Annotated in this window: 21 protein-coding genes; 4 read left to right on the top strand and 17 right to left on the bottom strand. The window is 33.6% G+C overall.

Translation table 11 applies throughout. The features are described 5' to 3' along the window. Positions 1–32: 32 nt before the first annotated feature. The 4 genes from AC6UDE_RS01530 to AC6UDE_RS01515 all read right to left on the bottom strand — a co-directional run bounded on the left by AC6UDE_RS01530 (position 33) and on the right by AC6UDE_RS01515 (position 2,415). Positions 33–473 (bottom strand): helix-turn-helix domain-containing protein, encoded by a 441-nt coding sequence (locus AC6UDE_RS01530; RefSeq protein ID WP_500696417.1) that lies wholly within the window; start codon positions 471–473, stop codon positions 33–35. A gap of 16 nt (positions 474–489) precedes the next feature. Continuing rightward, positions 490–873 (bottom strand): hypothetical protein, encoded by a 384-nt coding sequence (locus AC6UDE_RS01525; protein ID WP_500696416.1) that lies wholly within the window; start codon positions 871–873, stop codon positions 490–492. A 156-nt stretch (positions 874–1,029) separates the two neighbouring features. Next, entirely contained in the window at positions 1,030–1,788 is a 759-nt protein-coding gene (locus tag AC6UDE_RS01520; protein WP_500696415.1) for a hypothetical protein, read from the bottom strand. Positions 1,789–1,917: 129 nt separating this feature from the next. After that, entirely contained in the window at positions 1,918–2,415 is a 498-nt protein-coding gene (locus AC6UDE_RS01515) for a methylated-DNA--[protein]-cysteine S-methyltransferase (RefSeq protein WP_500696414.1), read from the bottom strand. Positions 2,416–2,547: 132 nt separating this feature from the next. Between AC6UDE_RS01515 and AC6UDE_RS01510 the strand changes: the two genes are divergently transcribed. Then, positions 2,548–3,594 carry a zinc-binding alcohol dehydrogenase family protein gene (locus AC6UDE_RS01510; RefSeq protein WP_500696413.1) on the top strand — a complete coding sequence of 349 codons (1,047 nt, stop codon included), beginning with the start codon at positions 2,548–2,550 and terminating at the stop codon, positions 3,592–3,594. Then, a complete protein-coding gene (locus AC6UDE_RS01505; RefSeq protein ID WP_500696412.1) occupies positions 3,578–3,724 on the top strand; it encodes a hypothetical protein in 147 nt (48 codons plus the stop codon). Before AC6UDE_RS01510 ends, AC6UDE_RS01505 begins: the two co-directional genes overlap by 17 nt. 52 nt (positions 3,725–3,776) lie before the next feature. On the opposite strand, the gene AC6UDE_RS01500 is transcribed toward AC6UDE_RS01505, so the two are convergent. From AC6UDE_RS01500 to AC6UDE_RS01475, 6 genes are all read right to left on the bottom strand, one after another. Beyond that, positions 3,777–5,612, bottom strand: coding sequence for a putative glycosyltransferase family protein (locus AC6UDE_RS01500; protein ID WP_500696410.1), 1,836 nt, complete (start codon positions 5,610–5,612; stop codon positions 3,777–3,779). Positions 5,613–5,719: 107 nt separating this feature from the next. After that, positions 5,720–5,980: a hypothetical protein gene (locus tag AC6UDE_RS01495; protein WP_500696409.1), complete on the bottom strand. Its 261-nt coding sequence runs from the start codon at positions 5,978–5,980 to the stop codon at positions 5,720–5,722. Then, a complete protein-coding gene (locus AC6UDE_RS01490; protein WP_500696408.1) occupies positions 5,980–6,429 on the bottom strand; it encodes a helix-turn-helix domain-containing protein in 450 nt (149 codons plus the stop codon). Before AC6UDE_RS01490 ends, AC6UDE_RS01495 begins: the two co-directional genes overlap by 1 nt. A 10-nt stretch (positions 6,430–6,439) precedes the next feature. Beyond that, on the bottom strand, positions 6,440–6,697 hold the full coding sequence (locus AC6UDE_RS01485) for a hypothetical protein (RefSeq protein ID WP_500696407.1): 258 nt from the start codon (positions 6,695–6,697) through the stop codon (positions 6,440–6,442). A 220-nt stretch (positions 6,698–6,917) separates the two neighbouring features. Next, the gene (locus AC6UDE_RS01480; RefSeq protein WP_500696406.1) at positions 6,918–7,496 is read right to left on the bottom strand and encodes an SLATT domain-containing protein; all 579 of its coding nucleotides are present in this window, start codon (positions 7,494–7,496) and stop codon (positions 6,918–6,920) included. After that, on the bottom strand, positions 7,471–8,253 hold the full coding sequence (locus AC6UDE_RS01475) for an SMODS domain-containing nucleotidyltransferase (protein WP_500696405.1): 783 nt from the start codon (positions 8,251–8,253) through the stop codon (positions 7,471–7,473). Before AC6UDE_RS01475 ends, AC6UDE_RS01480 begins: the two co-directional genes overlap by 26 nt. Positions 8,254–8,522: 269 nt before the next feature. On the opposite strand from AC6UDE_RS01475, the gene AC6UDE_RS01470 reads away from it, so the two are divergent. Both AC6UDE_RS01470 and AC6UDE_RS01465 read left to right on the top strand, forming a co-directional pair. Beyond that, positions 8,523–9,650, top strand: coding sequence for a DUF3290 family protein (locus AC6UDE_RS01470; protein WP_500696404.1), 1,128 nt, complete (start codon positions 8,523–8,525; stop codon positions 9,648–9,650). A 352-nt stretch (positions 9,651–10,002) separates the two neighbouring features. Next, positions 10,003–10,779: a DUF3800 domain-containing protein gene (locus AC6UDE_RS01465; RefSeq protein ID WP_500696403.1), complete on the top strand. Its 777-nt coding sequence runs from the start codon at positions 10,003–10,005 to the stop codon at positions 10,777–10,779. Positions 10,780–11,289: 510 nt separating this feature from the next. Here the strand turns inward: AC6UDE_RS01465 and AC6UDE_RS01460 are convergent. The 7 genes from AC6UDE_RS01460 to AC6UDE_RS01430 all read right to left on the bottom strand — a co-directional run bounded on the left by AC6UDE_RS01460 (position 11,290) and on the right by AC6UDE_RS01430 (position 20,313). Next, on the bottom strand, positions 11,290–12,336 hold the full coding sequence (locus tag AC6UDE_RS01460; protein WP_500696402.1) for an acyltransferase: 1,047 nt from the start codon (positions 12,334–12,336) through the stop codon (positions 11,290–11,292). Positions 12,337–12,456: 120 nt separating this feature from the next. Further along, entirely contained in the window at positions 12,457–14,121 is a 1,665-nt protein-coding gene (locus AC6UDE_RS01455; protein WP_500696401.1) for a putative glycosyltransferase family protein, read from the bottom strand. Between the two features lie 88 nt (positions 14,122–14,209). Then, entirely contained in the window at positions 14,210–15,847 is a 1,638-nt protein-coding gene (locus AC6UDE_RS01450) for a YfhO family protein (RefSeq protein WP_500696400.1), read from the bottom strand. A gap of 240 nt (positions 15,848–16,087) precedes the next feature. After that, positions 16,088–16,693: a nitroreductase family protein gene (locus tag AC6UDE_RS01445; RefSeq protein WP_500696399.1), complete on the bottom strand. Its 606-nt coding sequence runs from the start codon at positions 16,691–16,693 to the stop codon at positions 16,088–16,090. A gap of 18 nt (positions 16,694–16,711) precedes the next feature. Then, the gene (locus AC6UDE_RS01440; RefSeq protein ID WP_500696398.1) at positions 16,712–17,701 is read right to left on the bottom strand and encodes an NAD(P)-dependent oxidoreductase; all 990 of its coding nucleotides are present in this window, start codon (positions 17,699–17,701) and stop codon (positions 16,712–16,714) included. Between the two features lie 11 nt (positions 17,702–17,712). Continuing rightward, positions 17,713–18,705 carry an NAD(P)-dependent oxidoreductase gene (locus AC6UDE_RS01435; protein ID WP_500696397.1) on the bottom strand — a complete coding sequence of 331 codons (993 nt, stop codon included), beginning with the start codon at positions 18,703–18,705 and terminating at the stop codon, positions 17,713–17,715. A 270-nt stretch (positions 18,706–18,975) separates the two neighbouring features. After that, positions 18,976–20,313: a DUF6056 family protein gene (locus tag AC6UDE_RS01430; RefSeq protein ID WP_500696396.1), complete on the bottom strand. Its 1,338-nt coding sequence runs from the start codon at positions 20,311–20,313 to the stop codon at positions 18,976–18,978. Between the last annotated feature and the right edge of the window lie 72 nt (positions 20,314–20,385).

The following is a 20,385-nucleotide window of genomic DNA, read 5'->3' as shown; positions in this document are numbered from 1 at the left end:
AACATAAAAACAATGTATCTCAAAAATAAATATTACAATTCCATCTCAGTTGCTAGCTTGTGATTATCATGATGTTCAATTACTAGCCTTTCAAAAGCACTTCTATCCCTAGCCATCTGAAACAATGCATCTTGTTGGGTACTTTGCACAATGTGATTATTTTCAATCTGGTTCAGTGTTCCATATCCCATTCCCAATGTTTTAGCAAAGTCCCTACTAGACAATCCATAACTCTTCCTGAGCTTTCTAACATCTGTTGGCACCATAAACCCCTTTAATTTACGGTAAGCATCAAATATCTTATGAATATTCTCGTCTGGATCATTAAAATCCAGCCATTTTTCACCTGATTCATCAACGAGAAAATGTTCGTTAACATTAACATCTACACCCTTAAAATTGACAGTTTTATTTTCGTAGACATCTCGGTATTGACCAGTTTGGTTTGTTTCTGGATTATATAATAATTTCATCATTATTTTCTCCCTTCTACTTATAACGATAATGTATTGGATATTCAGCAATATGAATTGAAATCCAATATACTGAATTCTTCTTCAATTGAAATTTTAAATACAAATCATAATTTAATATAGTTAACCCGAATACCCAAATGTCTCCAGAAATTGGTGGAATGTGGTTATCACTTTCTGGACCACAAACATAATCCTTCCAAGAAAGATTGTCATAAATAAAATTCATGATTCCTACTGAATCCATCTCTAATTTAATTTGAGTTTCCAGGTTTTTAGAGCGTCTGCTTACCTGCCAAGTTGATCGATTCTTTTTGATCTCCCTTAAAACCCTTTTAACTTTACGCTTAGATACATTATTCATGGTGCTTATCACCATATCTCCCTTGGCTAATATCATTATACCATTTGTTTCTAATCAGAAACATAATAATAAATTAACCATAATAAAAAACCATTCAGTTAAACTAATTAACTAAATGGTTTACATCGTGCATATACGCATTAATTACTTATCTTCACAGACTTTTCATAAAAAATACTTTTCTGTTACATTCTACAACTCATACGAATACTTCACATCATCCGCCTGGGCATCCGACTTAATCAGCAATGTCTCAAACAAATCAGTTAAGCCGACAATTTCGTAAGTGTGAAACGTAATGGTGTTTTCTTTTTTATCAATCTCAGTATCAAACGCATTCTCGGTAATGCGCCAGTTCTCGTTGGTCCAATCTTCCTGGTTAAAGGCCTGAAAGGCAATGTAGTTATTAATCAACATCTCACCCTGTTTGGACAACCAAGCAAGTACGTTCAGGTCAATGCCTTGAAAGCCTTCCATTAAGTCCGGTTGCAAAATCCTCTCTGGATCATATGGTTGAAAGACCTCTAAGTCAATATTGTCCTTAATCAAATACTTTTTAGCCCCAATATAGCCACGTTGAAGTGAAGCAATGGTGGCCTCTTTCATCTTGTCATCCATGGGTTGTTCAAATTGACCGTAGACCTCCATGAAAGTTGAAAGGAACTTCTGCTGGTCACGTTGGACGTGGTCGTAGAATTCATCCCCATTGTGATTCATATCAGCCGCTAGTGCTTCCACCGTCGACGGAATATCATCCCGATTAAAGTCAACGTTGACCATGTACACCCCAATTGCAGCGTTCGACAAATAATTATCGACAATTACGTCCCTAATTTGTTGCGGAATCGGTCTGACCTTGTTGAAATCAAACTGATTACTGTTATCGTTGACTCCTGTTGTTACCAATCGTTTAAACACTCGTCCGTTGTCTGCCTTAATAATATGTTTCATTTTAAATACTCCATTCATTAATTGATTGTGATTATGACTATACAACATCACTCATTTTTACAAAAGTCATTTCACAGCAATTTATCGAAAATAAAAGAGACTTCACGACTGAAATCTCGATTTCATTATTTACTTTTTAGGATGCTCAAGATTTACCAAGAAATCACGGGTCATTTCGTTTGTCCGGTATGGATAACGTCCGTTTCGATCCGTTACCCGGTGAAGTGGCAACACGATCCAGATGGGACTTCTTGAAATGGCATCCTCCACTTTATCCTGACTAACACCAGAACGGTTTGCCAAATCCGAAACCGTAACTAATTCACCAAACGGGATCTGTGCAATTTCGTTCCAAACCAACCGGTCTTCATCAGAACCGTACCCCATAAAATCAGTTGGCAAATCAAGACTGGTTGACTTACCTCGCAAATAGTTTTTAATTGTTTTACGATACTGCAAGCTGTGCTCACTATTTTTGGCGTACTCAAAATGATCATTCGTATAAAAATCAAGTAGTTGAGACACTCCTTGACCTGGACTGCTTACGAAATTCAATCCATGATCGTCAATCGTGAAGAAGACTTTATCCCCGTTAACATGAACGGAATCCCAATACAATCTTTGCATTTTTTTACCTCATCCCACTCTTTCCATATCATCATTTTATCATAAAATGTGATGGTAACCTAACTCCAGGGAAACAATTATCGCCGTCTGCGTGGTATCCTAGGGGGTAGAATACGAAAAAGGAGAACGCTTATGACTAAAGAAATGAATGCCGTTGGTTACACAAAATATCTACCAATTGATGACCCCAAGAGTTTATTTGATTTCACCACCGAAGTGCCCAAACCGGAACCACACGACCTGTTAGTAAAAGTGGCTGCCGTTTCGGTTAACCCAGTGGACGTTTTCACCCGTGAAGCTCAAAAAGAGCCACTAAAAGAACCGAAAATTATCGGATGGGATGCCGTTGGAACCGTTGAAGCGGTTGGTTCTAAGACCAATCGTTTCAGTGTCGGTGACCGCGTCTTCTACGCCGGTTCACACGTTCGTCCTGGTAGTGACAGTGAGTATCAAGTGGTTGATGAACGCATCGTTGGCATTGCCCCGAAGAAGTTAGACAATGCTCATGCTGCCGCTATGCCACTCACTAGCTTAACGGCGTGGGAAGCCATGTTTGAACAGATGAACATTGACTTTTACGACCGTGACGAACAGAACCACAATAAATCAATCTTAATTATCAATGGTGCTGGTGGAGTTGGTTCAATTGCGACCCAATTGGCCCACCGCGCTAACCTCAAAGTCATTGCCACTGCCGGAAAAGATGAGACGAAACAGTGGGAGCTCGATCACGGCGCCGACATCGTCGTTGACTACCACGACGACATCGTTTCAAAGATTCACGACCAAGGTTTTAATTACGTTGACTACATCTTAGATTTACGTAACATTGACGCGTACTGGGACGAAATCTGTGAGTTAATTGCCCCATCTGGCACAATTGTATCAATCACCGGCTCTGGCAAGTCACTCGACATGAGTAAATTAAAGGAAAAACGTGCTCGCTTCGCCTGGGAATACATGTTCACCAAGTCTGAATTCCATACTCCTGACATGATTACCCAACACGAAATCTTAGACAAGATTAGTATCATGCTTGATGAGGGTAATCTGGTAAGCACGATGACCAAACAGTTTGGCCCCATCAATGCCGAAAACTTACGAAAAGCTACTAAGTTAGTCGAAAGTAAACAAATGATTGGTAAGGTTGTGGTGGCCAATGATGAAAATGAAAAATAATAGTTCCACAAAAGAAACCGAAGAACTAAAAAAGAATGGTCAACTCAAAGAGGCACTTGAAGGACAAAAAGACCATAATCCTAATCACTATTCTGATATTAGTAAAGGAATTAACTGGAATAATCTTTAACATTAAAAAGGATTGAACCTTTCTCAACGGCTCAATCCTTTTTGTATATCTATTATTTTTTCAACCAATTATAGATTCCCTTAATAATCACGCACCCGACCGTCACAACCCATGCCAACAGTGATAGAGCAACCACTGCCATGAAATGTGCCGGTTGCTGGTATCCAACCGTCAACTGATTCTGGCCAGCTTTTTCTTTGACCCTTGCTCCCCCAATATCGGAAACGCGATATTGATTACGATTAAGTTTGGTACCATTTAGTTTAACCGTTGAATTATGGTACAAGATTACCGGAACGGTGCGGTAGCCATTCTTTATCTGACTGGCATCAGCGCTCCACTTAACGATTAAATCACCATTACGGTCCACTTGTTTTTTAAAGCCATGATTATTCATGACATCAGCATGGTACTGCGATCCCACTGCATTAAAATTGGGATTACCAGAATCATTTGGCAAGTAGTCCCCATTTGATTCAGAAACGTCATGCAAGGGCTTGTCAAGGTTACCACTTATAAAGTCTAAGCGAATCTGTTTCACGCTCAAATCCTTCTTAAACGGACTTTTAGCTGGTGGCATGTACGCTCGTGGCGTCTCCACGTTTGGAAGGGCCCGAATCATATTACGTTTAATCGGGGAACTCTTCGAGTTATGCCAAACATCCACCCCATACTGAACGTTTGAGTATGCAAACCAGAGGGCAACAACCGCCATGACGGATACCACGATTCCCATAAAAATCTTCATGTAGTTATAGCGAATATCACCGTGCGATGCGCTGATTTTTTCATACCAGTCACGACTAATCTGACTGATTGACATGAAGAAACCCACCATCAACAAAATTGCCGCATACGGAAAGAAACGGTATGGGAACTGGATGAAGTTCTGCATGTAGGTCCACTTCTCACCCATCGCGTTCCAAGGTAGAATTGCCAATGATACTAGGAGAAACAAGCCACCCACAATCGTGACCACGATGTTAGTCAGATTCTTCTTTTTGGCAATAATCATGTATCCCAACTGAAAGACACAAATCAGTATTAGCACGATTCCAACTTCATTGGGTAAATTATTATAAAAATTAAAATTAGCCGAATACGTACTCATGTCCTTCATCATAAACGGTGGCATGAGTTCGTTTTTCCCGAAAATGTTCAAGAAGCCAATGAAGTAGTTTCCAGCCAAAATCAACGTTAAGAGCACGTTCAACGCAATCTTCCCTAGATACTTCCACTTAGCTCGGGAACGCCAAAGGCCAACAACCGCAAACGGGACTAACATAATGACCGTAAACAAGGCACTCAGGATGTGCATCTCAAGTAAAATCGCAACGACTAACGCTAATGTCACGTGGATTTTCTTCGGTGAACCATCCAGCAAATCAAGAGCCACCATCACCGCAAACGGCAGGACGGCTGCACCCCAAGCTAGGAATTGGGCATCAGTCTGCCAACCGGTAATGAAGTTCTGTGACAAATAAATAATGGCGCCAGCCGTGGCAAAAAAACGATTGACCTTGACCCGGCGAAGCAAGCCATACGAACCCAGTCCGGCAATGACATACAGAACAAAACTCGTTACCAGCTGGAAGCTAAACCAACTCTTAGTCGCTAGCAAAACTGCGCCCAAGATAAATGCCATGTAAGGTCCATAGACCGCGTTAACGATTCTTCCGGTCTGATTGAAGCCGTAGTTAGTCATGAAATAATTGAAGTTGCCAGTTTGAAGCTGTTTTTCAACGTCATAAATGCGATTAAAATGAAAGAGCGAGTCATTTCCTAGTAGGATACTGTGTGAAAAGTACTGAATTGCAACCAAGAAAAGGGCCGCTAACAAAATTAAAAGAACCGCTAGAGTCGTTTTAGCATATTTATTTTTCTTCATGATTTCCTCTTATAAGTAATTGTGATTAACTTCTTAATTATCATCGATTATACACTAATTAATTGCCACAAAAAAAGACGGTTACCTATCGTACCGCCATTATCTCGTTATTTTTGATCAGAATTCTGTTGATCGGATTCCTTTTGGAGTTTCTTCTTCTGGTGAATGTAAACTAGCGCCATTACACAAACAATAAACGTCGTAAAGACCACTAGTAACGCCAATAAAATCGTCCAGATTGAGGTTGGTTTAGTTAAAAAGTAAACCACGATAAAGATCACAACCAGTGGCGTTAGCCCCCAGTTCGCAAAGTTATGCAGATTCTTAATCTTTTTGTTTAGTGCTTCCTCTTTACTTTTTGACTCCATTAAAAAGACTCCTTTAATTTTCCCATTTTGGTATCAAAATCGTGATGATCAGTCGTCCACGTGTTAAAAATTGCTGAATTTTGAGCCGCTTTAAATAAATTATCCTGTTGTTTCGTTTGAACTATTTTATCATTTTCAATCCGATTAAGCATGCTTGAACTTATCCCAAGAATTTTAGCAAATTTTCGAACCGTACAACCATATCGTCTACGAACTTTTTTCACTTCGACTGGTGACATAAACCCCTTTATTTCACGATATTTATTAAAAGCGATACGCAAATTTTCTTCAGGATCATTAAAATCAACCCAAAGTTCACCCTCTGAATCTTTTAAATAATGCATTCTTAAAGTAATCGACTCATCTTTAACTTTGAGTGTTTCGATAGGAAAAACATCTTGATAAACGTCATACTTATCTAATTCTTCATTAAAGAGCTTACGTGTCATATAATTCACCTCATTTAAAATGATAATTTATTTTATGTTCAGCAATATGAATTGAAATCCAGCAAATTATCCCAGTATCCTTTATCTGATATTTAAGATATAATTCTTTACCACTAATTTTTAATCCAAATTTCCAAATTTGTCCGGGAAATGGAGGAATATGATTATCTATTTCAGGACCGGATACATAATCCTCAACTGATAAATTATTAAAGATAAAGTCAAAAACGACTTCTGAAGACATTCCTAACTTTATTAAAGTAATCATGTTTTTTCTACGCTTGCTAATTTTCCACTTTCTTCTTTTATATTTCTTACCGCCAGACGAACATCATGTTTATTAATAAATGTCAAAAATCAAACCACCTATAGTAGTTCAATTTAATTATAGCATATGTGTTTCTCTCAAAAAACATAACCATAAATTAAAAGACTACGCATTTTTATGAAATACATAAATAAAAAAGAAGTTTACATTAATGCAAACTTCAACAACCATCATAATTATCATTTATAAAATCTGGAATAACATCTTTAATATTTTCTTGACTAACACGCTGTTCTCCATTATTAATAGCTTTTAATGCGTTCTTATACGCATGATTACTAGTTTTAGGAGCATGCTTATATATTTTACGAGTTTTTCTAGTTAGATTATCTCTAATTATTTTTAGGTCATCAATTTTTTTATCATTTATATCTATCATTAATGATGAATATTCTTCTCTCACAGACCACAATTTATTAGCTATAATTTGATTATCCTTTATCTTTCTTGGTAATTCACAATAGTTAGATAATAGAGTCAGTGCTAAACAAATTGCAGAAATTATAGCAGATACTACGTCCCATAAACCATTATTGAACATTCCTCCTAAAGCTATTAATATTCCAGCAGTCAAAATAGAAGAAAAAATAATATTTCCATATACAATAATATTATTTCTGCATTGTAAAATGCTAACCATTTTCAAATGTGTAGTGTACGTATACACAAGATTAGTGTATTGACGTTCAATCTCTTTCAATAATTTATCCCGTTTACATTTGTTCTTTTGTTTTTTCATCATATAATTCCTTTAATACACTTTGTAAATCAACCTTATTTTTATCCTCAATTTTAAATATATCATCGCTACCAGGAATAGTTATTGAATTTCCTAAGTTATTTACCTTACTCAACAAGTCTTTTTCAAATGAACCGCGAGGTGGAATTGGATTACCTGTGTTAACATATTTCCAATTATTTATATTATTATATAAAAATGAATCGATTAAAATTCCTGGAACCTTATAAGTAGAATGTCTATATCTAATATCCCTTAACAACTTAGCAGTATCAAATAATAATCCATTACAATCTTCATTTCTTCTTTTTAAATTAATTTGCTCACTTTTAGGATTTGTTGATTTCCAATGTCCACCCATATTACTGTCTGGATAAATATATTCTTTCCCATTAAAAAAAGCTGGCAATAATTCAAAATCAATCCCATCAGAAAAATTAATTTTCACAATTTGTCCATCTGCATGTATCTCACTATTTGAGTATGATTTCTTTAAAGGATTTTTAAGAGTTTGTAACAAAATTGATTGATCATTATTATCTGTTTCTCTTTTTCTATCCGGTGGCAATTCTATTAGTATATCAATATCACTATTATTCGTTGCTGTACCTCTACCATATGAACCTACATACAAAGTATGATTACTATCATAATATGTATTCCAGAAATTAGAATTAGTTATTTCTTTAATACGTTTATAACGCGTGGCTATTTTATGTCTTTTTTCTTCTGGAATTTTTAAATTATCGATATTCATTTTAATATTTACTCCTTCTTTAACTAATATAAGTTTCTTAACAGGAATAATTGTATCACTCTAGTCATAATTAATTGTATTTTAGAATAATATCAATTTTCTAAATTTTTAATTAATACCTAATCATTATGTTACTAATACAATAATTATATACATTAAGAATAAAAATAATTATAAACAAAAAGTTAATTTCTTGCTAAATATAAAACACAAACCGTCCGAATTGAGTATAATTGTTACATAACTAATACAGAACTGGAGTGAGAGTAGTGAAGCTTTATTCATATTCATTTATTTCCCACAATTTCAATTTTACCAACTACATCTTTATTGGTTTAATCATTGTGATTGCGTTGGTCATCATTGGAACTGGGATCTTCTATTATCGAAATAGAAGTAATTTAAGATTTCGAAGCCTATTCATCCTAGTTACGATGTTAGGAGCACTGATTATCGCGATGCAGACGGGCCGAGTCTTTCAGCAAAAAAACGCTGATAGTCAAACTACTCAGACCGTCCAAATCATGAAAAACATCAGTAAACAGAAAAAAGTTCCGCTAAACCAGATGTATGCTAGTAGCAATAATCTGGTTGATGGAATGACGATTCAAGCGGGAAAAGACGCCTACGTGGTTCACTTCAATACTGACATGACCAACTACACGGTCACCCCAACTAAACTAGTATCTAAACCCAAGCATATCAACAAGGGTGGCTTCACGTGGAGTAGTAGTGACTCTCAATATTGGACCATCTTCTTGAAGTTCCTGATTGGATTCATCATGATTGTCTTACAGATTAACCTTTCTGGCAAAGGTAACCTGGCTCCGTCAAACGCCGTCGATCAACTCCAAAACTATATTCTTGGTGGAATTATTGGTGGTGTTATCTACAACCAAGACATCACTCCAATTCAATTTGTCATTATTCTGTTAATCTGGTCCGTCATCGTCTTTGCAAGTAAGTTCTTAACCGGAACGAGTAATACGCTGAATAGGCTCATCAACGGAAGTCCGCAGATACTGATTCTAAATGGTGTCGTAAACGTCAACCGTGCATTGCGGAACGGTCTAACTGCTAATCAGCTTGCTTTTAAACTCAGAACTCATGGAGTTAACGACTTCAAGGACGTTAAGAACGCCACCCTTGAAGAAAACGGTCAATTAACCGTAACGTTAAATGATGAGCCTACCATGAACTACCCGATTATTACCGATGGTCAACTAAACGAAAACGTTGCTCAACGTCGTAACTTAAGTGACGATCAAGTTGAACAAATGTGTGAGAAACAGGGATGCACCATTCAGGATGTCTACTTAGGTCAGTTTGGATCTAAAGGTGATTTAGATCTCGTGTTGTATCCAAAAAAGAGAAAAAGTTTGAAGAAAACGAAATAGATAGTAAATAAATAAGCCCAATCCATGAAGCACCTCATAATTGTTAGACATAATCTAATAATTATGAGGTGCTTCACTTCTAAAACGAGAGTGTTTAAATCGAACTAAACTGTTTAGGAATATGTTAAATGGTTTAATACCAAATGAACTTCGGATAAGAAAAACGGACTCACGCCGATTGAATATCGGCATGAATCCTTAAAAGTCTAAATTTATATAAAGTATCTAGCTTTTATATATCACTTTATTTTAAACACTTATATTTGATTTTAAAGTATAATAGTAGTTAAAATAAAATAATCTTAAGAGAACGTTGGTGTGAAATAATTTGGTACAAAAGCAAACATGCAACTTGTATTTAGATGAAAGCAAATTTACAGATAAGAATAAAAAAGAATATTGTGTTGCAGGAGTAATTATTAAAGATAATGAAGAACTTATTGAAGTAAGGCGATCTCTTGGTAATATAAAAAAAGATATTTGGGAACAAAAATATGGACCACAAAAATCCAAATCATTTATTTTACATGAGGCAGAAATAAGAAGTCATAGTACAAAAACTATTAAAAGAAAGCCAGAATATGCATCTTTTAAACATAGAAAAAATGTTAGAATTGCTATTAAGGGTGTTGGAAACATAATAGATCAAAATAATCTAACAGTAATAGGATGCTTAGAGAACCAGACCACCATTAATAAAAAATATCATTCAATAAGAAACCCTTACACATCTTATTATTTAGCTTTAAAAGTAATTATAGAAAATTTCTGTTGTTATCTTAAAAATATGAACTATAATGGAACAATCATATTTGAAAGTAGAAGTACTAAAGAAAACAATGAATTAGACCATAGAGTAAGAAAGATGTTTTATAAAATCATCTCCCATGGAACCAATATATACTCTTCAGAAGAAGTTCAACAATGCCTGACAGAAGTGCGTTTTATTCCTAAAAAAATGAATGAAGCTGGTCTTCAAATTGCTGATTTCGTTCCAAGACCATTTCTATTACACCAAATTAGTATCGAGCAAAGTAAGCCTTCCATATATCAAATTTTAAGAAAACATCGATATAACAATGGTATGAACGGTTTTGAAAGAAAATTTGGACTAACAATTATAGATTAATTATCTTGACAATTATGATTTTTATTTATATCATATGTATATCAGGTGTGTAAGATAGATTAAATTCTACTGGCATATGTTTAGATTTGCCTAGCACACATGTAAATGAAGGTAAAGAGAACCGCGGTAATGGATATTAAAATAATTTAGTATCCCATGATTAATTTCATGTTTTTATCGCCAAAAAGGGTTGAGAGAATATTCTCTCAACCCTTTTTTAATGAACCAATTCTTTATTAAATATGAAATTACTTTTTCTTTGGAATTATTAGCCCTTTTGAAAATTTAGATGTTTTAATTTTCACCATTATTTTAAAGAGTTTTGCCAAACTTTCATTAGTAATAATTCAAATATTTTTTGAATCTTAATTATTTCTTCATCTAAATTTTCACACAACTTCTTTCCTTCTACATTTTTACAAAAATATTTTTTATATAAATAAATTACTAATAGTGTATAGTTAAATAATTTCTACAATAAAGGAAATTTATGCATTAATTTTATTTATTCTATGGCAAAATATCCTTAACAAATGGAACTTTCTTAATCACATAAACCACTAATCCACAAACTACATAAGTAAACAATGGCATAACCAAAATATCAATCCAACTATTGAAAGCCGTATGTGTAATGTGCATAAACAGTTTTAAGAAAAATGGATGTAAAATGTAAATACCTAGACTAACTGAAGCCATATTAGCTAACAATCTCTGAACTTTAGGTTTTACAAATATCGTATGCGATTCAACAAAATCTTTAATCCAAAGATATAAACCAATAACATACAAAAATAGCAAAGGACTACCATATTCTTTAAGATTATTAAGCCACTCAGGCAATCCTTTAAAAGTAAACAACGCAATGATAATAGAGATAATTAACGCAGCAAAGGCTATCCATTTGGTGATCTTTAGCCACTTTTCATCGAAGTATCCTACCATAATCAAATAACCCATAATAAAGAATCCAACATAACTAGTAGAAGTAATTGGTAAAATATAAGGCGATAGGTCAATATGGAATAAATTATTGTTCACGTATAAAATTAAGGAATTAATTAAGAAATCCAATACTACAATATAAAACAAAACATTCTTATGGCTTTTGGCAAGAACTGACAATATTGGAGTGACTAAATAAAGAGCAATGACACAATAAAAGAACCAAAAGGTTCCATTAATATTTCCTGAAAGAAAACTGGCAAAAAAATCACCAATACTAGGGTTGTGATGGACAAAGTTAACATCTGGAAGGGGATTTTTTACAACAATATCTACAAGGTAGTAAATAATACTCCAGACAACCAAGGGTACTACTACCCTAAAAAATCTTTTCTTAAAAAATATCCTTGTATCATACTTTTCTCGATACCCAATTAAAGTTGTTCCTGAATTCATTAAAAACAGAAATACTGCAGGTGCAACGATTGCTCTAACAACTGAATCAAAAACTCCTAAAGCACTATTAGTTGAATCCCACGATGAATGAATAAACAAAACAAATATAATAGCAATGATGTTGATTACATCAATATAAGTTAATCTTTTTTTCATATTTTCTCCTAAATTATGTAATATTGAACACAAATACAATGATATCAAACTTTTAATCAATAAAAAATACAACTTAACCAAATAAAAAACGTGAGAAGAATATTTTCACGTTTTTTAAGATCATTTATTTAATTTTTTGTGCTTAATTAAAATATTTCTAATAAACATCCACAAAAGAAGCATCCACGTAATTAAACTAATCCAGATCGAAACTATTTGTAAGATTGTTTTTTTATAAACAATTTCAAGATTATTGTATCCCTTATGCAATTTAACTTGCATTACTTTCTCATGATTAACTTTAATTGGAATTTCATTTCCATTGTTATAAGCATGGAATCCATGGTAATAAACGTTAGGTATTTTTACCCAACCAGTATTGTTTACACTTACCAAATTATATCTAATCTTATTATATGAAGTCCTTCTACCAACTTGTTTAATTTTAGAACCATTACCATTCATAGCTGGTACAGAATGTCTTAATAGTGAAGGAATTACATCTTCAGAGGCGGTAGGAAAATAATCGTATATATTATGAAAATCAGAAGTAAATTTTTCAAAATCTTTCTTAGAAACAATGACAGAACCACCATTATTTAACGCATTAGGATTTGCTTTAATCAATTCACCTGAAGATAATGATAATCCTAAACATAGAAATAAAAATAAAATAAAAAATATGTTTTTACTTCGCAATTGAATGATTACATGCCTACTCATCAATGCATCATTAATGCATTTTCCGCCAACAATAGAAATCAAGAAAACAGCAATAATATAAAAACGGTTGGGAAATTGAATCATTCTTAATACGGGCTGAAATATATGCCATGGGAATAGATTAGAAGACATTAAAATGAATACAATACTTTCTATAAATAAATATTTATAAAAAATATCCATTTTCTTAAAACAAAAAATTGTAAAGATAAATGTTGCAACAATAATTAATCCTAAACCAAGTTGTACCGTATTTAATTCACCAAAAAGAACCGTTCCAAATCCTGATGATTTGGCAAGCAGATCAATGTTTCCAGATTCTATAAGTAATGGACTATCCTCTTGATGATTTACCCATAATGGTAAAAGAAATATAGCACTGCTAAAAATAGCAATAAAAGTTGCTAAAATTAGATATAAAATTCTTTTAATCCTAACTTTGAAATTATCAAAATTTAACAAAATTAATCCTAAACTCAAAAATAAGAAAACACCAATTGTTATTACTGATACGACATGCGTTAAAACTACAAACGTCATTCCAATAGAAAGAATCCACCACTTTTTAGTGTCTTTACATAGAATTTGATATAATCCATAAAAACAAATTGGCAAAAAAATAAAAATTATACCTTCAGAAATATCTTGTCTAAGAAACATATCAAAAATTCTATATTGAGAAAATACATATATTAGAGAGCTGATGACTCCAATAAATTTACTCCCGCCAATATTAGTTGAAACTAAATACATAGAAACAAAAGTAACTAAAGTAATAAAAAACAAAAAAATCAAGTATGCATTATATGCACTAAATCCAATCATTCTAAAAAGCAACTCTGGCAGTAACATAAAAGATGGATAAAACAAATTCAAAGGATAACCAATTGATCCACCAGTTTTAGTTAAAATATCTGGAAGTAAATGGGTTAAATTTCCATCTTTAATATATCCAAATGTTTCATTTAATGGGGAAAGATGAAATGGCAAATCCCACGAAACAATCGGAGTATTGTAGTACGGCACCACAATCAAAATACTTAATACTACAAATAACAACATTACAAACAGATTGGAGTGTTTATGGACAATTCCTTTATATTTTTCGATCGAAAACACCTCTAAATAATATAAAATTCACATTTTCTAATTATTCATTGAAATTTTTACGTTTTATTTTAATGTTTAAAAATTTTCTATAAATAATCCAGCCAATTAAAGTGACCCAGCCGAAAAAACTGATCCACAAAGTAATAATTTGTGCCGAAGTTTTTTGGTATACAACGTCAATATCACTTGTTCCCTTTTTGATCGATATTTCCATTACCCTATCTTTTTTATGAATTTCAATTGGAACTTCCTTATTATTAACATATACATGAAACCCTGGGTAATATATGTTAGGTAAAAGCAAATGAGAAATATTTCTTGTTGAATTTATACTATAATGAATCGCATTATAGGAAGTTCCCCATTTATACTGTTTTAATTCTTCTTGTTTTGGATTCATTAACTTTATTGAATGAGTTTTTAAAGTAGGAAGAATAGGTAATGCTTCTTTAGGCAAATAATCAAAAGCTATAGAATACATATAATTTTTTTCAAAATCAGACCTCAACATAGTTCCTTCATTAAGTCCCTCATTATTGTTTGATTGAAAAGGTAAAGCTTCTTTCATATGCATATTAAACGAAGTTGACATTGAGATTCCAAGAAAGATCAACAAAAATATTGAGATAAAAGATTTTTTTAAACTCCAATTTTCGGCAAAAACAAGAAATTCTTTTGCTCCAATAAATGATAATAAAAATGAAGGGATAATTAAAAATCTAAATGTAAATTGAAATAATGAACAAATTGAATTACCCAATACTTGCCAAGGGAAAAGATCCGTACAAACAAATAAAAAAAATCCGGCTTCCAATACTAAAAATTTAAAGTTTTTCGATAATCTTTTCCACAAAAGTAAACTGACAATAAAAACAACAAATAAAATTATTCCCATCCCCTGAGCGGTCTCTGTACCATCAGGGGGCAAAAAGGTGAAAATCAATTTATCAATTGGAATAGCGCTTTTTGCCATTGAAATATTAGAAATTGGACTTTTAATAACCAAATTTCCTGTTACATGATAATTAATTATAAACGGAACTATGAAAAATAATGTGAGAAGTAGTGCTAGCATTCCACTACATATAAATACAATTAATCGATTCTTGATTTGTGCTGTATCATTTATGAACATTATTAGTAAAGAAACGACAACAAAAATAGTTATAATAACAGCAATAGAAAGATTAGATAATAAAATCAATGCCATCCCAATTGATAATATCCACCACTTTTTATAGTTCCCGATGGTAATTTGATATATTCCATAAAAAACGATAGGTAAAAATATAAACACTAACGTTTCTGCAATATCTTGTCGTACAAACATATCAAAAAACTTATACTGACAAAAACCATATAAAATGGATGCTACTAATGCTCCTGATTTACTTTTTAGTATTCCTCTAACGCTTAAATACATTGAAACAAATACTAAAAAGTTCACTATAATTAAAAACACTAAATAACAAAAATACATATTATTAATAACAAGGTGTAAAAATGCTAATGGTAGGATAGTTATGATTGGGTAAAAAAGATTTTGCGGATAGCCAAATTGATAGAACGTATGTGTCATAACATCGGGAATCATTTGGAAAAAATGACCCATTTTCAAATTAAAATAACTTTCATATACTCGTGATAAATGAAAGGGAAAATCCCATGGATCAGGCACAACAGCATTTCCATGAAAATATGGAGCAACAATAATGGTACTTAAAAAAATAAATAATAAATAAATAAAAAAATTAGGATATTTTTGTATAATCTTCTTACATTTTGCGATAATAGCACCTCTTAATAGAGAATATTAATACATATATAATCATATCAGAACTTATAAAAAATAAGAAATTTAATTTTGTACACAAAAAGAGCGTGAAGACAAAATCTTCGCGCTCTTTTACGTATTATTCTATTTAAGCATTCTAAATCGCTTACTATCATCCATGAAATCTTTTTCGCTAGCTGGAGTGTTGATTGAACCGAAGTTCATCTCAGCACGTAACTGCCAGTGATCAGGAATATCAAAGGTTGAAGCCACCTGAGAATTAATCAATGGATCATAGTGTTGAATGTTAACGCCAAGTCCATTTTCTTCTAGACCAGTCCAAACGGCAAATTGAGCGTTTCCCTGTCCCTCTTCAGACCAGTTGTACATCTCATATTGATAGGTCTTAAATTGACCTTGCAATTCTTTGACCTTGTCCATATCAGTGAAGAACAAGATTGATGCGTAGGCATCCCTAAAAGTTGAAATTTTTGCCTTGGTACGAAGAAATCCATCGGCTGGTACCTTTTCTCTCAGCGCATCTTCAACGATATCCCACAACTTATCATGATTCTCGTTGAAAAGTATCACAGCTCGAACCGTCTGTCCATTGAAAGCACTTGGTGTGTATTTAATTAATTCCTTGATATAAGTATATAGATCGTCCTGTGAGAAAGGCACATCCTTACCCAAGTCATAGATGGTCCGACGATTCTTCTCAAGATCTAAGAATTGTTTCTTTAATTCCATGTTCCAAAACTTCTTTCGTTAAATTTGATTCTTGGTCTTTCCCGTTGTCATTGCTTCGTGGAAATTATCATAGCTAACCTTGATCATGTCGACCGTGGCTGGTTTAGTCAGATAACCCATGTGCGGAGTAATAATAACATTTGGATAACGCTTCATTAATTCTAACACGTCTTTATTAGGAAGGTCATCTAATGAGTTGAACTCGTTACCGTCAATCTGATTCTCGTCAATAATTACATCAGCGGCATATCCACCGATGTTACTTCCAGACAATGCAATCGTAACGGCCTTGGTATCAACCAGTTCACCACGGGCAGTGTTAACTAAAATAGCGTTCCGTTTCATTTTAGCTAATTCCGGAGCTCCAATCATTTCATCATTTTCACCCGGTACATAAGGAACATGAAGTGAAACAATGTCCGACTTCTTTAACAACTCATCTTCATCAACGAATGTTACATCTGGGTTATCATTTGGATGACGCTGATAGCCAAGCACGTTGGCACCAAGATTGTGGTACAACTTGGCTTCTGCACTTCCCATGTGACCGACTCCGATAATTCCGACGGTTGCATCATGAATTTCATTACTGAAATACGTTGGCAGAACGCGAAAGTCAGCATTATTCGTATTTACCGTTGCTTGGGCAACGTGTCTGAATAGGTCCATTCCCATCGTCAGTGCTAGTTCGGCAACGGAATATGGTGAATAACTAGGAACGTTAGCAACCATAATCCCGTCCGCCTCAGCAGCATCTAGATCAATGTTGTTGTAACCAACAAAACGGGTAAACAGATACTTAATTCCCATATCCTTGACCTTATCCAAGACATCTTTATCAGCAACACAGGAACCGTCAATCAGGATGGCATCCGTGCCCATTGCCTCGTCAACCGTATCAATCTTCAATGGTCTTTCAACCAAATTTAAATCAAAGTCATATGAATTTAAATCCACAAAGTATTCTTTTTCAAATGGCCTTACATCATAAGCAGTAATCTTTGCCATTATATCTCTCCTTAGTTTAATGGATGAAGTGGTTTTCCAGTCTCAATCACTTTTTGAAAGTTATCAAAACTGATCCGAACCATGTCCTTATTGGCTTCCTCGGTGAACGAACCCATGTGTGGCGTGACGATCACATTGGGATAGTTCTTAATTAGCTTCTTGTCTTCAGCATTAGGAACATCATCCAAACTGTTGAATTCTTTGCCCATAATCTGACCTTCATCTAGTAGGACATCGGTTCCATAACCACCAATTTCAAAATTCTCGACGGCATCAGCAACCGCGTTGTTTTCAACCACGCCGCCCCGAGCTGTATTGACCAGGATGGCATCGTTCTTCATCTGATTGAGTTCGGTCTTGCCAATTAACTTCTCCGTACCAGAAGTGAGTGGAACGTGAATGGAAACAATATCCGATTTTGTAAGTAACTCATCCATGTCAACAAACTTAACGGAATGATTATCAGGATCAGCATGCCGTTGATAAGCCAAAACGTTTGCCCCAACCGCATCATACATCTGGGCTTCAGCCGTTCCAATCCTGCCGGCACCGATGATTCCAACCGTTGAATCGTGAATCTCACGACTAAAGTACAATGGTAAGATACGAAAATCAGCCTCATGAGTGTTCGCAGTGGCTTGAGCCACGTGTCTAAAGAGGGTCATTCCAAGGGTAAATGCCAATTCTGCCACCGCATGTGGTGAATAGTCGGGCACGTTAGCAACTTTAATGCCCTTTTCGGTTGCCCGCTTAATGTCAATGTTATTAACTCCAACCGAACGAGTAAACAAGTACTCGACGCCATAATCGGCTAAGTGGTCAACGATTGTCCCGTCAGCATCACACATCCCGTCGATCAAAACCCCGTTTGATCCCTGAGCCTGGCTTACATTGGCCATCGTTAACTTTTCATTAACAAACTTTAAGTCAAATTCTGTTTGATTATAATCTTCAAAGTATTGCTTCTGCATCGCATCAGCATGGTAAATTGTTATTTTAAACATTAAATTATCTCCTTATCTTAACAACCCAATTATGAATTAAATCGTGGTTAAAATGCAATTCTTTTCTCTTATTAAATGCTAAAATGTTCATAATCAATCAGAGGAGAATAGTATGGCAAACAAATTTAATAATTTTCACAAAACTCAAGTTAAACGAATCGTAGTAATGGCAGTTGTCATGATCATCTTGGTCATCGCTGGTATTTACGCAATTTTAACGAAATAATTAAGCAAAAGAAAAAGACGACTGATTAGTCGTCTTTTTTCAGATTAATAATTTCCAGCTACTTTAATACTTTTAGCTTTAAACATATGAGCATAACATGTGTTTTGCCAATCGTTTGGATTATCAGAGAGAATATCCCATAAACCATAATCCGAGTATGGAACACTATTTATTTTCGGCACAGTAATGTTTCCATTATTTTTCTTATTTTTTAGTTTAGTTTTAATCATATTTTGTTGTTGCAATAGCTCCATATCCGTTTTATATGAGAGTATGAATCCAGTACTTAAAGTTAATAATACATATCCACACAAACAAACTACAAAAGAATTTATCACTACTTTTATTAAATCATTATTAGACGAAAATGGTATTAACTGAACAATGGCAATGATCAATAGCATCGTTCCAAAAAAGTAGCATCTTGATTGATCAACAGACTCAGGAGATAGTAATAGTGCATAAAATGTAATAAGTGCTGAAATAAACAAAATACAACCACTTAAAATTACATAACGATTTTTAACTAAATAAATATTAATAAATAGAACAATAATAAAGATAATAAGCAAAGGAAGAATATGTTGAAGAACATATTGATTAATTGTAGGAAGATTAGTGGCAATCTTTTGAATAAATGATTTATTTAAAAAGCTTTGATCTCTGGACCTTCCTCGAACCATGTTACCTGGAGCAATGAGCAACATGACATAACCAAAAACATAAGCAATCAATGAGATAACTTTCGTAACATTTAACCCTTTATATTTTTGGGTTGAAATTAACGTTAATCCAATAAGCAGAACAATTATTCCAATTCCAAGATTTTCATTACACCAACCTGCGACTATACCCAAAACAATTAACAAAATACTATAAGAAATATTTCTTAATTTACTTGTATTGTTTTTATATTGAATCCACAAAATAACAAACAGTAAATTTATTATTCCAGTCCATAAATAATTCCCCGAAATTGCTCTGTATAGGAAATTAAGTGAGAAATTTGGGAAAAAAGCAAAAATCATTGCGACTATTAAGATGTACTTTAAATTTTTGTGCTTTGTATTGCCCGAAAACTTAAATGTTAGAACCAACATAAGTAATGGGAGAAGGATAAAAATTAAAGCATTAACTAGTCCATAAATTGATGGCGATAAATTCACAAGAATTCTATAAAATGTTTGACCTACAAACCTTCCATTCCACACAAACCAATCATTTATTCCACTATGTAAAATTTCACTAGGACTCATCCTAACTGCCAAAGCATCATCTGAAAATAATGGAGTGATCATTCCCCAAAATGACACTAAGATAAACAAACAAATTGAAACAATTAATATAAAATACTTTTTACAAAAAGACAATATCTTATCCATAGACAATTCACCTCATAATATAGATATTCTAATTTTATCATAAGAAAAAATATCAAAATACAGAAAAAAGGA

It is taken from the genome of Fructilactobacillus sp. X2R5C3 (assembly GCF_059901325.1).
Note: the sequence above shows the minus strand (reverse complement) of the source record. Positions and strands in the feature narration are given on the sequence as shown.